This window comes from Tissierella creatinophila DSM 6911, from assembly GCF_001940565.1.
GTDB lineage: Bacteria > Bacillota > Clostridia > Tissierellales > Tissierellaceae > Tissierella_A > Tissierella_A creatinophila.
Map to the genome: position 1 here is coordinate 97,009 of NZ_LTDM01000022.1, position 14,039 is coordinate 111,047.

The 14,039-nt window shown below is 34.0% G+C and carries 11 protein-coding genes and 2 other annotated features; all 11 genes read left to right on the plus strand.

Translation table 11 applies throughout. The features are described 5' to 3' along the window. Window positions 1–176 precede the first annotated feature (176 nt). Complete coding sequence (locus TICRE_RS07155) at window positions 177–1,403, plus strand: DUF438 domain-containing protein (RefSeq protein WP_075726568.1); 1,227 nt, start codon at window positions 177–179, stop codon at window positions 1,401–1,403. A gap of 104 nt (window positions 1,404–1,507) precedes the next feature. Continuing rightward, window positions 1,508–1,745: a binding site (T-box leader), on the plus strand. 55 nt (window positions 1,746–1,800) lie between these two features. Further along, entirely contained in the window at window positions 1,801–3,297 is a 1,497-nt protein-coding gene (locus TICRE_RS07160; RefSeq protein ID WP_075726570.1) for a 2-isopropylmalate synthase, read from the plus strand. A gap of 19 nt (window positions 3,298–3,316) precedes the next feature. Next, window positions 3,317–4,579, plus strand: coding sequence for a 3-isopropylmalate dehydratase large subunit (leuC, locus tag TICRE_RS07165; RefSeq protein WP_075726572.1), 1,263 nt, complete (start codon window positions 3,317–3,319; stop codon window positions 4,577–4,579). Window positions 4,580–4,590: 11 nt separating this feature from the next. Next, a complete protein-coding gene (gene leuD / locus TICRE_RS07170; RefSeq protein ID WP_075726574.1) occupies window positions 4,591–5,097 on the plus strand; it encodes a 3-isopropylmalate dehydratase small subunit in 507 nt (168 codons plus the stop codon). Beyond that, a complete protein-coding gene (leuB, locus tag TICRE_RS07175) occupies window positions 5,087–6,172 on the plus strand; it encodes a 3-isopropylmalate dehydrogenase (protein ID WP_075726576.1) in 1,086 nt (361 codons plus the stop codon). The genes leuD and leuB overlap by 11 nt, the downstream gene beginning before the upstream one ends. Window positions 6,173–6,237: 65 nt before the next feature. Then, window positions 6,238–6,501: a binding site (T-box leader), on the plus strand. A 74-nt stretch (window positions 6,502–6,575) separates the two neighbouring features. Further along, window positions 6,576–8,285, plus strand: coding sequence for a biosynthetic-type acetolactate synthase large subunit (gene ilvB, locus TICRE_RS07180; protein ID WP_075726578.1), 1,710 nt, complete (start codon window positions 6,576–6,578; stop codon window positions 8,283–8,285). Then, the gene (gene ilvN / locus TICRE_RS07185) at window positions 8,286–8,774 is read left to right on the plus strand and encodes an acetolactate synthase small subunit (RefSeq protein ID WP_075726580.1); all 489 of its coding nucleotides are present in this window, start codon (window positions 8,286–8,288) and stop codon (window positions 8,772–8,774) included. It abuts the gene before it with no gap. Window positions 8,775–8,809: 35 nt separating this feature from the next. After that, window positions 8,810–9,802, plus strand: a complete 993-nt coding sequence (ilvC, locus tag TICRE_RS07190; RefSeq protein WP_075726581.1) for a ketol-acid reductoisomerase — start codon at window positions 8,810–8,812, stop codon at window positions 9,800–9,802. 39 nt (window positions 9,803–9,841) lie between these two features. Further along, window positions 9,842–11,500, plus strand: a complete 1,659-nt coding sequence (gene ilvD / locus TICRE_RS07195) for a dihydroxy-acid dehydratase (protein ID WP_075726584.1) — start codon at window positions 9,842–9,844, stop codon at window positions 11,498–11,500. Window positions 11,501–11,525: 25 nt separating this feature from the next. Beyond that, window positions 11,526–12,707, plus strand: coding sequence for an aminotransferase-like domain-containing protein (locus TICRE_RS07200; RefSeq protein WP_075726586.1), 1,182 nt, complete (start codon window positions 11,526–11,528; stop codon window positions 12,705–12,707). 93 nt (window positions 12,708–12,800) lie between these two features. Then, a complete protein-coding gene (locus tag TICRE_RS07205) occupies window positions 12,801–13,946 on the plus strand; it encodes an AI-2E family transporter (RefSeq protein ID WP_075726588.1) in 1,146 nt (381 codons plus the stop codon). Window positions 13,947–14,039 lie beyond the last annotated feature (93 nt).

The window sequence follows — 14,039 nt, forward strand, 5'->3', positions numbered from 1 at the left end:
TAAACCATCATCAATAAAAATCATTTCATGGACAAGGGGTCAGACTCCTTGTCCATTTTATGGTAAAAAATAACTTGAAGTTCTTACTTTAATATTTTAATATAATAGGCATTTAAAGAGCAGCTATTATGGGTATAATATAAATTCAATTAAAATAAAAGGTTCGGAGGAAAGTTATGAGTGAATGGATAAATAATAGAGAATATAGACAGGAAAAGTTAAAAGAAGTAATACAAGAACTACATGAAGGAAAAACTGTAGATGAAGTAAAAGAAAAGTTTGGAAAGATAATAGAAGGAGTATCACCTGTGGAAATAGGTCAGATGGAAGTGCAACTTGTAAAAGAGGGACTTCCTATTGAAGAGATACAAAAGCTGTGTGATGTTCATGCAGCAGTCTTTAAAGGCAGCTTAGATGAAATACATCATCCGGAGCAAGTGCCAGGTCATCCTATATATACTTTAAAGAAGGAAAATGAAGCACTTGAGTCTTATATAGAGAATACTTTAAAGGTAAATATAGAAAAATTTAAAGAAGATGATAGTAAAGACAATATATTAAAAATTAGAGAGGATTTCAACTTTCTTTGGGATATAGATAAACATTATAGTAGAAAAGAAAATCTAATATTTCCATATCTTGAAAAGTACGGTGTAACTGCTCCTCCTAAAGTAATGTGGGGAGTAGATGATGAGATAAGGGCTAAGATAAAGACTGTGATATTAGATTTAAGAAATTATATGGGAGATAAAGATGAATTGATCTTAAAGATGGAAGATTGTATCCATCAAATCAAAGAGATGATATTTAAGGAAGATAGTATCCTCTTTCCTATGAGCTTAGAAACTCTTACAGAAGATGAATGGATTACCATATATAAAGAATCAGAGGAGGTAGGATTTGCCTTTGTATCGCCTGAAAAGACTTGGGAATATAAGCGTATAAAATCTCAACAAGATCAAGAAAAAGAAATACAAACAGAAACTAAAGACATAAGTGGAACTATAAAATTTGAAAATGGATCTTTAACTCCAGAAGAAATAAGAAGCATATTTGAAGTGATTCCTGGTGAAGTTTCATTTGTAGATAAAAATGATAAGGTAAAGTTTTTCTCAAAAGGAGAGCAGAGGATATTTACCCGTACTAAGGCTGTTATAGGGCGTGAAGTTTCAAACTGCCATCCACCATCATCAGTTGACATGGTAGATAAAATAGTAGATGATTTTAAATCAGGCAAAAAAGATAGTGAAGACTTTTGGATACAGATGGGGGAAAAGTTTGTTTTAATAAGATTTTTTGCTGTTAGAAATGAAGAAGGCGAATATCTAGGAACACTAGAATATGTTCAAAATGTAGCACCTATAAGAAATCTAGAAGGTGAGAAGAGACTTATAAGTGAGTGAAAAAATGATGTAAAATACTTAAATATTCACAATTTAAAAAACTTTTAAAATAGTACTTGACATTCAGTATGTCTATACTATATAATCATCATTAATAGAAAAACAAAAATGCAATTAAGAAGAGAAAGATATTCCGATTTGATTTTAGAGAGCTAATTCTTGGTGAAAATTAGCATCAAAAGAATATGTAATACTAGCTTCTTAGGCAGTTTATCCCAAAATGAAAATTAGTAGGATAAGACGTTTTCCACCGTTATATGGATACTAGATATTGGTCTAGGAAAGAGGCAGATTACTGTGAATTAGGGTGGTAACACGAAAGGTTTATCCTTCGTCCCTATAAGTTTATATAAACTTATAGGGACGAGGGATTTTTTTAATTTAAGGGGGAATTTTAATGGATAAAAAAATATATTTTTTCGATACAACTTTAAGAGATGGAGAGCAGTCTCCGGGATGCAGTATGAATAAGAGAGAAAAACTACTTTTAGCTAAGCAGCTTGAAAGATTAGGAGCAGATGTTATAGAGGCTGGATTTGCTGCTGCATCTGAGGGAGATTTTGAATCTATAAGAGAGATAGCCGGTGAAATAAAAAACTCTACAGTGGCAGTCTTAGCAAGAACTGTAAAGAGTGATATAGATAAGGCTTATGAAGCTGTAAAAGATGCAAAGAAACCAAGGATACATACATTTATAGCAACTTCTGATATTCATATGAAGTATAAACTTAAAATGACACCAGAAGAAGTAGTAAAGAGAGCAGAGGAGATGGTCAAATATGCAAGTAGTCTCGTCCCCGAGGTGGAGTTTTCTGCGGAAGACGCCACTAGAAGTTCTACAGACTTTTTAGCAGAGATATTTGATAAAGTTATATTAGCAGGGGCTAAGATTATAAATATACCAGATACGGTCGGTTATATGACTCCAGATAAATTTTATGAATTTATAATGGAAGTAAGAGAAAAGTCAAAGTATCTAGATACGGTCACTATATCGGTTCATTGTCATAATGACTTGGGGCTTGGAGTTGCAAATACACTAGCTGCACTAAAAGCAGGAGCAAGACAATTTGAATGTACTATAAATGGTATAGGTGAAAGGGCAGGTAACGCTGCACTTGAAGAACTTGCAATGATTCTAAAGACTAGAAAAGATGTATATGATTTTGAATCTAATATAGTAACTGAAGAGATATCTAAAACTAGCAATCTTTTAAGTAGTATTACGGGGGTATATGTTCAGCCCAATAAAGCAATCGTAGGAGCAAATGCCTTTGCACATGAGTCAGGAATTCATCAACATGGAATGCTTAGTAATCCTGAAACTTATGAGATCATGACTCCTGAATCTATAGGGCTTAAGGAAACTAAGATGGTACTTGGAAAACATTCTGGAAGGCATGCTTTTAGAGACAAGATAAAATCTCTTGGGTTTGACTTAAAAGAAGAAGAAGTAAATGAAGCTTTTGAAAAGTTTAAAGAATTAGCAGACCAAAAAAAGACTATATATGATAGTGATATAGAAGTAATCCTTACAAGAGGGATAAATGGAGAAGATGATAAGTATAAACTTAAGCGATTTGTGGTAAATAGTGGAAACACAATCTCTACTATGGCTTCAGTACTACTTGATATAGATGGAAAAGAAGTAGAGGGAATAGCTTCTGCTGGTGGACCAATAGATTCAGCCATCAGAGCAATAGAAAAGTGTTTGGATATGGACATTACCTTGGAAGATTATTCACTACAATCAATAACAGAGGGAACGGATGCACTTGGATATGCAACTGTAAAACTTAGATATGGAGACAATCACTATTTGGGAAGAGATGTGAGTGTAGATGTTGTGGAAGCAAGTATAAATGCATATTTAGATGCAGTTAATAAGATTTAAATATAAGGAGAGATAAAAAATGGCAATGACAATGACTCAAAAGATATTAGCAGAACATGCAGGGCTTACTGAAGTCTATCCGGGACAATTTATAGAGGCTAGACTAGATATGGTACTTGGAAATGATATCACAGCGCCAGTAGCCATAAAGGAATTTGAAAAGATAGGTGTAAAAGATGTATTTGATAAGACTAAGATAGCACTTGTTCCAGATCACTTTACACCCAATAAGGATATAAAATCAGCCCAGCAATGTAAAGCTATGAGAGAATTTGCATGGGAAAAGGAAATTGAAAACTATTTTGAAATAGGAGAGATGGGTATAGAGCATGCCCTACTTCCTGAAAAGGGACTTGTAGTTCCAGGAGATGTGGTTATAGGTGCAGATTCACACACTTGTACTTATGGAGCACTTGGAGCTTTTTCTACAGGAGTTGGAAGTACAGATATGGGAGCTGCTATGGCGCTTGGAAAATGTTGGTTTAAAGTTCCTGAAGCTATAGAGTTTGAACTAATAGGAAAACCCACTAAATGGGTAAGTGGAAAAGACATCATACTTCACATAATAGGAAAGATAGGGGTAGATGGTGCGAGATACAAGTCCATGGAGTTTACTGGAGATGGAGTAGCAAACTTGAGTATGGATGATAGATTTACTATAGCAAATATGGCGATAGAGGCAGGAGCTAAAAATGGAATATTTGAAGTAGATGATAAGACTTTAGAATATGTAAAGGAACATTCAAAGAGAGATTTTAAAATCTATAAAAGAGATCCTGATGCCGAGTATAGTGAAAAGATTACTATAGATTTAAGTACGATAAGACCAACTGTAAGTTTCCCTCATAGTCCAGACAATACTAGAACTATAGATGAGGTAGGAGATATAGAAATAGATCAAGTGGTTATAGGATCTTGCACAAATGGTAGGATAGATGATTTGAGAATAGCTGCAAAGGTACTTAAAGGTAAAAAGATCAATAGAAGAGTTAGAACTATTATATTTCCAGCTACTCAAAATATATATTTAAAGGCCATGGAAGAAGGCTTACTAAAGATATTTATAGAAGCAGGCGCAGTCGTCAGTACTCCGACCTGTGGACCTTGCCTAGGAGGACATATGGGAATCCTAGCAGAAGGTGAAAGAGCAGTTGCAACTACAAATAGAAACTTTGTAGGTAGAATGGGACACCAGAGTTCTGAAGTATATCTTGCAAGTCCAGCAGTTGCTGCAGCTTCAGCAGTTATGGGTAAGATAGCAAATCCAGAAGATTTAATTTAGGAGGTGGTAGGATGAAGACAAAGGGAAAAGCATTTAAATATGGAGACAATATAGATACAGATGTAATAATTCCTGCAAGATATCTTATGAGCTTTGATCCACAAGAACTTAAAAAGCATTGTATGGAAGATATAGACAAAGACTTTGCAAAAAAAGTAAAGCCAGGAGATGTAATAGTTGGAAGAAAAAACTTTGGATGTGGCTCTTCTAGAGAACATGCTCCAATAGCTATAAAAGCATCGGGAGTATCTTGTGTAATAGCTGAAAGTTTTGCCAGAATTTTTTATAGAAATTCATTTAATATAGGGCTTCCAATAGTAGAAAGTAAGGAAGCATCAGAAAGAATAGATGCAGGCGATGAGATAGAAATAGACTTTTCAGAAGGTGAGATAAAAAACATAACTAAAGATGAAGTCTATAGAATAGAAGCGTATCCAGAATTTATTCAAAATATAATATCTAATAATGGATTAATAAATTATGTAGCAGAGAGGATAGGAAAAGAAAATGGACTATAAAATAGCAATAGCAAAAGGAGACGGGATAGGACCTGAAATAGTTGAAAGTGCAATGGAGGTCTTAGATGTAATAGGTAAGATAAAGGGACACAAATTTATATATAAAGAAGCTCCTGTAGGAGGCTTTGCATATGACCTATATGGTGATCCCCTCCCTCTTGAGAGCATAAAAACTTGTAAAGAAAGTGATTCTGTTTTATTTGGAGCAGTAGGAGGGCCTAAATGGGATAATCTTCCAGGGGATAAAAGAGCTGAGACTGCTATCTTAGGGCTTAGAAAAAATCTAGAGACCTTTGCAAATTTAAGACCAGGATATTTGTTTAAATCACTTAAAGATGCCTCTCCACTAAAGGAAAGCATTATAGGAGATGGATTTGATATATTAGTTGTAAGGGAACTTACGGGTGGAATATATTTTGGAGAAAAAGGCTATAAGGAGACAGAAAATGGAAAAGCGGCCTTCGATATCGAAATTTATAGCGAGATGGAGATAGAAAGAATAGCTAGAATAGGCTTTGAAATGGCTATGAAAAGAGATAAGAAACTTACAAGTGTAGATAAGTCAAATGTCCTTGAGAGTTCTAGACTTTGGAGAAAAGTGGTAGAAGAGGTTTCTAAGGATTATAAGGAAGTCAGTTTAAATCATATGTATATAGATAATGCAGCTATGCAAGTTATAAGAGATCCAAAACAGTTTGATGTAATTCTTACTTCAAATATATTTGGAGATATACTTTCAGATGAAATAAGTATGATAACAGGATCTATTGGGATGCTAGCTTCTGCAAGCATTGGTAAGGATAAGAAGGGAATATTTGAACCAATACATGGTTCAGCTCCTGATATAACAGGTAAAGGGATTGCAAACCCTATAGCAACTATTCTTTCAGCAGCTATGATGCTAAAATATTCATTTGGATTGGAAGAAGAAAGTAAGATGATTGAAGATGGAGTAGCTAAAACTTTAGAAGAGGGATATAGAACTTCTGATATAAGAGGAGATGGTGATTGGATAAAGACAGGGGAAATGACAGAAAAGATAATAAAAACTATACAAAAAATGGTACAAAATTAAAATTGATAATACAAATATCTTGACTAATCAGAAGATTTAGTATACAATTAATTTTAATTTAATAAATAATAGTTGTGACGGAGACAGTTATATATAAATTGATAATTACAGAGAACTGATACTTGGTGAGAGTCAGTGTTAAGATTATATATAAAAATCACTCCAGAACTATCAAGATGAAGAAAGAGTAATCGAGATCGGGATTCTTTTTAATAAAAGAAGTGCCACCGTTATATGGCTAGAGCTAATTTTTAATTGGCTTTAAAAGTCGGTTTGTGTGAACAAATCGTAAATCAAGGGTGGTACCACGACAATCTCTCGTCCCTAGAATACAAATATTGTGTTTTAGTTGCGAGAGATTTTTTATTTAGAGACTTACAAAAAGAAAGGTGGCGGAAAAAATATGGAAAAAAAGATGATAAATGGTGCAAGGATTCTTTTAGAATCACTATATAGGCTTGGAATAAGAGATATATTTGGTTACCCGGGAGGAACTGTTATCCCTATATATGATGAGATATATAAGTTTGAAGGGATAAATCATTACTTTTCAAGACATGAACAAGGTGCAGCCCATGAAGCTGATGGATATGCTAGGGCTAGTGGAAAAGTAGGTGTATGCCTTGCCACATCAGGACCTGGAGCTACAAACTTAGTCACTGGAATCATGACAGCCCATATGGACTCAACTCCCATGATAGCCATCACAGGGCAAGTAGTAAGCTCTCTTCTTGGTAAAGATGCATTTCAGGAAAGTGATATTGTGGGCATAACAGTACCTATTACAAAGATGAATTATTTGATACAAGATATAAGGGAACTTCCAAGAGTAATAAAAGAAGCCTATTTTATAGCTTCAACAGGAAGACCAGGGCCAGTGCTTATAGATATACCAAAGGATATTCAAACTCACACGATCACTATGGATGAATTTGAAACTATATTTGAAGAGGCAATAGATTTAGAAGGATATGATCCAAATTATCATGGTCATCCAGTTCAGATAAAAAAGGCAAGAAAGCTTATAGCAGAAGCAAAAAGACCTATAATCTTAGCAGGAGCTGGAGTACTTAAATCAAAGGCATCTGGGGAATTGTTAGAATTGGCAGAAAAAGCTCAAATTCCAGTTGCATCAACATTATTAGGACTTGGAGGATTTCCAAGTAGTCACCCATTATCTTTAGGAATGATTGGTATGCATGGTACTGTAAGTGCTAACTATGCTACAGATGAGGCAGATTTAATAATAGCAACAGGAATGAGATTTGATGATAGAATAACTGGCGATACATCTAAGTTTTGTAGAGGTGCTAAGGTGATTCATATAGATATAGATCCTGCAGAAATAGGTAAAAACAAATGTATAGATGTTCCTATAGTAGGAGATTTAAAAAATGTATTAAAAGAATTAAATGAAAAAGTTGATAAAAAGAATCACTCTCAATGGATAGATAAAATCAACGCATGGAAAGAAGAATTTCCACGTGTATATGTAAGAAAAGGTAGCGATAGGCTTATGCCTCAAGAAGTTCTTATAAAATTAAATAGCATAGTTAAGGGTGATGCTATTGTAACAACAGATGTAGGGCAACATCAGATGTGGACTGCTCAGTTTATGGATTTTGAGAATCCAGACTCTATTATAACATCTGGAGGGTCAGGAACTATGGGATTTGGACTTCCTTCATCTATAGGGGCTCAAATAGCAAAGAGAGATAAAAAGGTAATAGCCATCGTAGGAGATGGAGGCTTTCAAATGACTTATCAAGAGCTTATGTTATTAAGACAATACGATTTACCAATAAAAATAGTATTGCTTAATAATTCATATCTTGGAATGGTAAGACAGTGGCAAGAGTTATTTAATGAAAAGAGGTATTCATTTGTAGATCTGGACTACAATCCAGACTTTAACAAAATTGCAGATGCTTATGGAATAAAGAATGCAATTATAAAAACTAAAGAAGAATTAGAAACACAATTAGAAGATTTAATAAACTTTGATGGACCAGTTTTAATAAATGCAATAGTTGAAAAAGAGGCCAATGTATATCCTATGATACCAGCGGGAGCTGATGTATCTAAGATGGTGGGAATAAGGGGGGTTCTATAGATGACAAAGACACATGAGATATTAATTATTGCAAAGAATACAAATGGAATAGTAGTTAGGATAATGTCTCTTTTTAATAGAAGAGGATATTTTGTCAAAAAAATGACTGCAGGAATTACAAATAAACCTGGTTATGCAAGACTTACTCTTAGTGTAGAAGGAGAAGATGAAATATTAGATCAAATTCAAAAACAGGTTTATAAGATTGTAGATGTAGTAAAGGTTAAGATATTTCCAGATGCAGGTGTTATAAGGCGTGAGATGATGCTTATAAAGATTAAAGCAGACAATGAAACAAGATCTCAGATAGTACAAATAGCAGATATTTATAGGGGTAAAGTTTTAGATATTGCTCCAGGGTCTTTGACTATAGAACTTACAGGAGATGTGGAAAAGTTAAGAGGTTTTGTGGAGATGATGGAAAAGTATGGTATACTTGAAATTGCAAAGACAGGTATACTTGCAATGAGCAGAGGAGAAAAACTTTAAAAAATTAAAATATTAAAATAAAGGGAGAGATTGTAATGGCAAAGATGTATTATGAAGAGGATTGTAAAATAGAGAATATAAACACAAAAAAGGTTGCAATAATAGGATATGGTAGTCAAGGTCATGCACATGCTTTAAACCTTAAAGAATCAGGAGTAAATGTAACTGTTGGGCTTTATGAAGGAAGTAAGTCTTGGGCTAAAGCAGAAGAAGCAGGACTTGAAGTAAAAACTGCAAAAGATGCTGCGGCTTGGGCAGATGTAATCATGATACTTATAAATGATGAAAAACAAGTTAAACTATACCAAGAAAGTATAAAAGAAAATTTAACTCCTGGAAAATACTTAGCATTTGCCCATGGATTCAATATTCACTATGGTCAGATTGTTCCTCCAAAAGATGTAAATGTATTTATGATTGCACCAAAGGGACCAGGGCATACAGTAAGAAGTCAATTTGAAGAAGGAAAAGGAGTACCATGCCTTGTAACTGTATATCAAGATGAAACTGGAGATACTATGGATGTAGCACTAGCTTATGCTGCAGGACTTGGTGGATCAAGGGCTGGAGTACTTGAAACTACATTTAAAGAAGAAACAGAAACAGATCTTTTCGGTGAGCAAGCTGTACTTTGTGGTGGAGTAACTGAACTTATGAAAGCTGGGTTTGAAGTACTTGTAGAAGCAGGATATGATCCAGAAAGTGCTTACTTTGAATGTGTACATGAAATGAAACTAATAGTTGATATGATAAATGATGGTGGGTTAAGCAATATGAGATACTCTATAAGTGATACAGCAGAGTATGGAGACTATACAGTAGGAAAGAGAATTATCACAGAAGAAACAAGAAATGAGATGAGAAAGGTTCTTAAAGAGATTCAAGATGGAAGCTTTGCTAGAAATTGGATCTTAGAAAATCAAGCAAATAGACCATACTTCAATGCTACTAGAAGAATAGAAAGAGAACATCCTATGGAAATAGTAGGTGCTAAGCTTAGAAAGATGATGAGCTGGCTTAAAAAATAAACTAAAACTTTAGAATTTTAAATTTAAGGAAGTGGTTTTGTGAAGAGTTCAGTTGTAAAAATGGGAGTTGAAAAAGCGCCTCATAGATCTCTTATGAAGGCCTTAGGACTTATAAATGAAGAAATAGAAAAACCTTTAATAGGTGTAGTAAACACTTTTAATGAGATAGTTCCAGGACACAAGCATTTAAGGGAAGTGGCGGAAGCAGTAAAAACAGGAGTAAGAATTGCAGGGGGAACTCCATTGGAGTTCCCTTCCATAGCAGTTTGTGATGGTATAGCTATGAATCATGAAGGAATGAAGTATTCTTTAGTTAGTAGAGAACTTATAGCAGATACAGTTGAAGTTATGACACTTGCCCATGGACTTGATGGACTTGTAATGATACCAAATTGTGATAAAGTAGTTCCAGCTATGCTTATGGCAGCAGCAAGGCTTAATATACCCGCTATCATAGTAAGTGGTGGTGCTATGCTAGCTGGAAAGCATAAAGGTAAAAATATAGACCTTAGCACTATGTTTGAAGCAGTAGGTCAAGTAAATGCCGGAACTCTTTCTAGATGTGAATTAGACGAGATGGAAAACAGTGCTTGTCCAAGTTGTGGTTCTTGTTCAGGAATGTTTACCGCAAATTCTATGAACTGTATGACCGAAGCACTTGGAATGGCACTACCTGGAAATGGAACAATCCCTGCTGTCTATTCTGAAAGAATGAGACTTGCAAAATATACTGGTATACAGATTATGGAGCTTGTAGAAAAAGAGATAACTCCAAGTATGATACTTACAGATGATGCATTTCATAATGCATTGGTAGCTGATATGGCTCTAGGATGTTCTACAAATACAGTTCTTCATCTATCTGCTATAGCTCATGAAGCGGGAATTAAAATGGATTTAGATAGAATAAATGATATAAGTTCAAAGACACCAAACCTTTGTAAACTTAGCCCGGCTGGCCCATATCATATACAGGACTTATATGAAGCAGGTGGAATAATGGCTTTGATGAATGAACTAAGTAAAAAAGATCTATTGAAACTAGATAGTCTTACAGTTATGAATGAAACGATTGGAGATATCATAAGGGTAAGTGAAGTCTTAGATCATAAGATTATAGCGCCTATAGACAAACCTTATAGTGAAACTGGAGGAATTGCAGTGCTAAGGGGCAATTTAGCACCAGATGGAGCAGTAGTTAAAAGATCTGCAGTAAGCAAAGAGATGTTAACTCACAAGGGGCCTGCTAGAGTATTTGAAAGTGAAGAAGAAGTAGTTGATGCTATTTTGACTCGAAATATAAACAAAGGTGAAGTCCTAGTTATAAGATATGAAGGACCAAAAGGTGGACCTGGGATGAGAGAGATGCTTACACCAACTTCAGCATTAGCAGGAATTGGTATGGATAAAGAAGTAGCACTTATAACAGATGGAAGATTTTCAGGGGCTACTCGCGGCGCTTCAATAGGACACGTTTCTCCAGAGGCAGCTGTTGGTGGACCTATAGCTTTTGTAGAAGATGGAGATATTATAGAAATAGATATGAACTCTGGGAAATTACAACTTAATGTAGATGAAAAAACTCTAGAGCAGAGAAAGAAAAACTGGAAACCAAAAGAGTCAAATGCAAAAGGATATCTTTATAAATATCAAAAAATCGTGACCTCTGCATCTACTGGAGCAATATGTAAACCGTAATATAGAAATAAAGGAGTGAACGATTATGACACTAAAGTATGCAGATAGAATGAGTAGAATGAAGGCATCTGATATTAGAGAGTTACTTAAATTAACCCAAGATCCAACTATAATATCATTTGCAGGTGGACTTCCAGCAGAGGAGCTTTTTCCAGTAGAAGAGCTAATGGAGATAAGTCAAAAAGTGTTAGAAGATCTTGGTGGAAAGGCTTTACAATATAGCACTACAGAGGGACATATACCACTTCGAAAGGCCATTGCAAAGAGAATGAAAAAGCTTGGAATAGATATGACAGAGGAAAATATACTTATAACTAATGGATCACAACAAGGACTAGAATTTTCAGGGAAATTATTTATAAATGAAGGCGATGTAGTTCTTTGTGAAAGGCCAACCTATCTAGGTGCTATAGATGCATTTAAAGCTTATGGACCTGAATTTATAGAGATACAAACAGATGATAATGGTATGATTATGGAAGATTTAGAACGTGTACTTAAAGAAACTAAAAAAGTTAAATTTATTTACCTTGTTCCAGACTTTCAAAATCCATCAGGGCGAACTTGGAATAGAGAAAGAAGAAAAAGGCTTGTAGAACTAGCAAATCAATACGATGTAGCTATAATAGAAGACAATCCCTACGGAGAACTACGATTTGAAGGAGAGCTACTACCTGCGGTAGCTCACTATGATACTACAGGCAATGTAGTGTTTCTTGGAACTCTTTCAAAAATATTTTGTCCAGGTCTTAGAATAGGATGGATAGCAGCAAAAAAAGAAGTAATAGAAAAATATGTCCTGATAAAGCAAAGTTCAGACCTTCAAACAAATACTCTTAGCCAGATGCAGGCTTCTATGTTTTTAGAAGAATATGATATTGAAGCTCATATAGAAAAGATAAAAAATCTATATAGGACTCGTAGAGATTTAATGATGAAGACAATGAAAGAGGAGTTTCCTGAAGGAGTAAGTTGGACATATCCAGAAGGGGGTCTCTTTATATGGGTAGTTCTTCCAGAACATATGAATGGAAGAGAACTTGCTATAAAGGCTTTAGAACAAAATGTAGCATATGTTCCAGGAGGAGCATTTTTTGCTAACGGTGGTCAGGAAAATACATTTAGATTAAACTTTTCTAGTATGGACGAAGCTAGAATAGTAGAAGGTATAAAAAGACTTGGAAAAGTTTTAAGAGAAGAAATCTAAAATGGTTTTAAATAAAAAAAGTTTCTCCCTAAAGAGAAACTTTTTTTATTTAAAATATTATTAGGGGGTAAGAATGTAGAAAGGGGTGAGTTTATGGAAATTAAGACAAATCGGATGAAAAGATTGATGTTTTTGATATTTTTTGCAATACTTATATGGTGGATATTTGATAATATAAAATTTGTAGGAAAAGGATTTAATTTATTTTTAGGAATAATAGCACCATTTATAGTAGGTCTTGTAATAGCATTTATATTAAATAAGCCTATGAGTTTTATTGAAGAGAAGTTATTCTATAAAGGCAAGGTATTTGGAGGGTTAAAGGAGAAATATAAAAGACCTATTAGCTTTTTACTTACATTGATTCTTTTTATTGTTACAATTGCTGTAGTTTTAGCTCTAGTAATACCAAACCTTATAGGTGCAGGTGAAGAACTAGCAGATAAACTTCCTAGGTACTGGAAAAATATGCAAGAATATATAGAAAAGAGTTCTATAAAATATTCTAAGATAAACGATTTAATTCAAGATATTGACTTTGATGAGATAAATAAAAACATTTACTCTTTTGTAAAAGGAGGGCTATTGAACTGGCTTGGTTCTACATTTTCAGTTTTTTCTTCTGTAGTAGGTGTAATGGTTTCATCAGCACTTGGATTTGTATTTGCAGTTTATTTTTTACTTCAAAAAGAGACTCTTATCCAGGGGCTTAAAAAACTTATATACGCCATATTTCCTTTAAAGGTAGCTAGAAAAATCTGTTATATAGGAACAGTAACTAGAAACTCTTTTTCACAGTTTTTGACAGGTCAAACATTAGACGCTCTTATACTTGGAGGACTATTTTTTGTAGCTATGATGATATTTAGATTTCCATATGCTTTGATGGTTAGTATAATAATAGCTATAAGTGCATTTATACCTATAGTGGGTTCTTTTGTGGGACTTTTTATAGGTGCGTTTTTAATTTTTGTAGAAAGTCCAAAGATGGCAGGATTTTTTATAATCTTATTTTTTACTCTTCAACAAATCGAAGGAAATCTTATATACCCTAAGATAGTAGGAAAGGCATCAGGGCTTTCATCAGTATGGATCTTAGCTGCTGTAACTCTTGGAGGAAGTCTTATGGGCATAGTTGGAATAATCCTTTTCGTACCACTTTTTTCTGTAATCCAAAAGTTGTTAAGTGAGTATGTAGATGAAAAATTAAAAGAAAAAGAGATAGAGATAATAGATTAAAATATTTTTAAAGATAAATATATTATATAGGATTTTATCTTAAGATAAAATCCTATATAAAAATAAATGACTAAATAGTTGATTCCCAAAGAT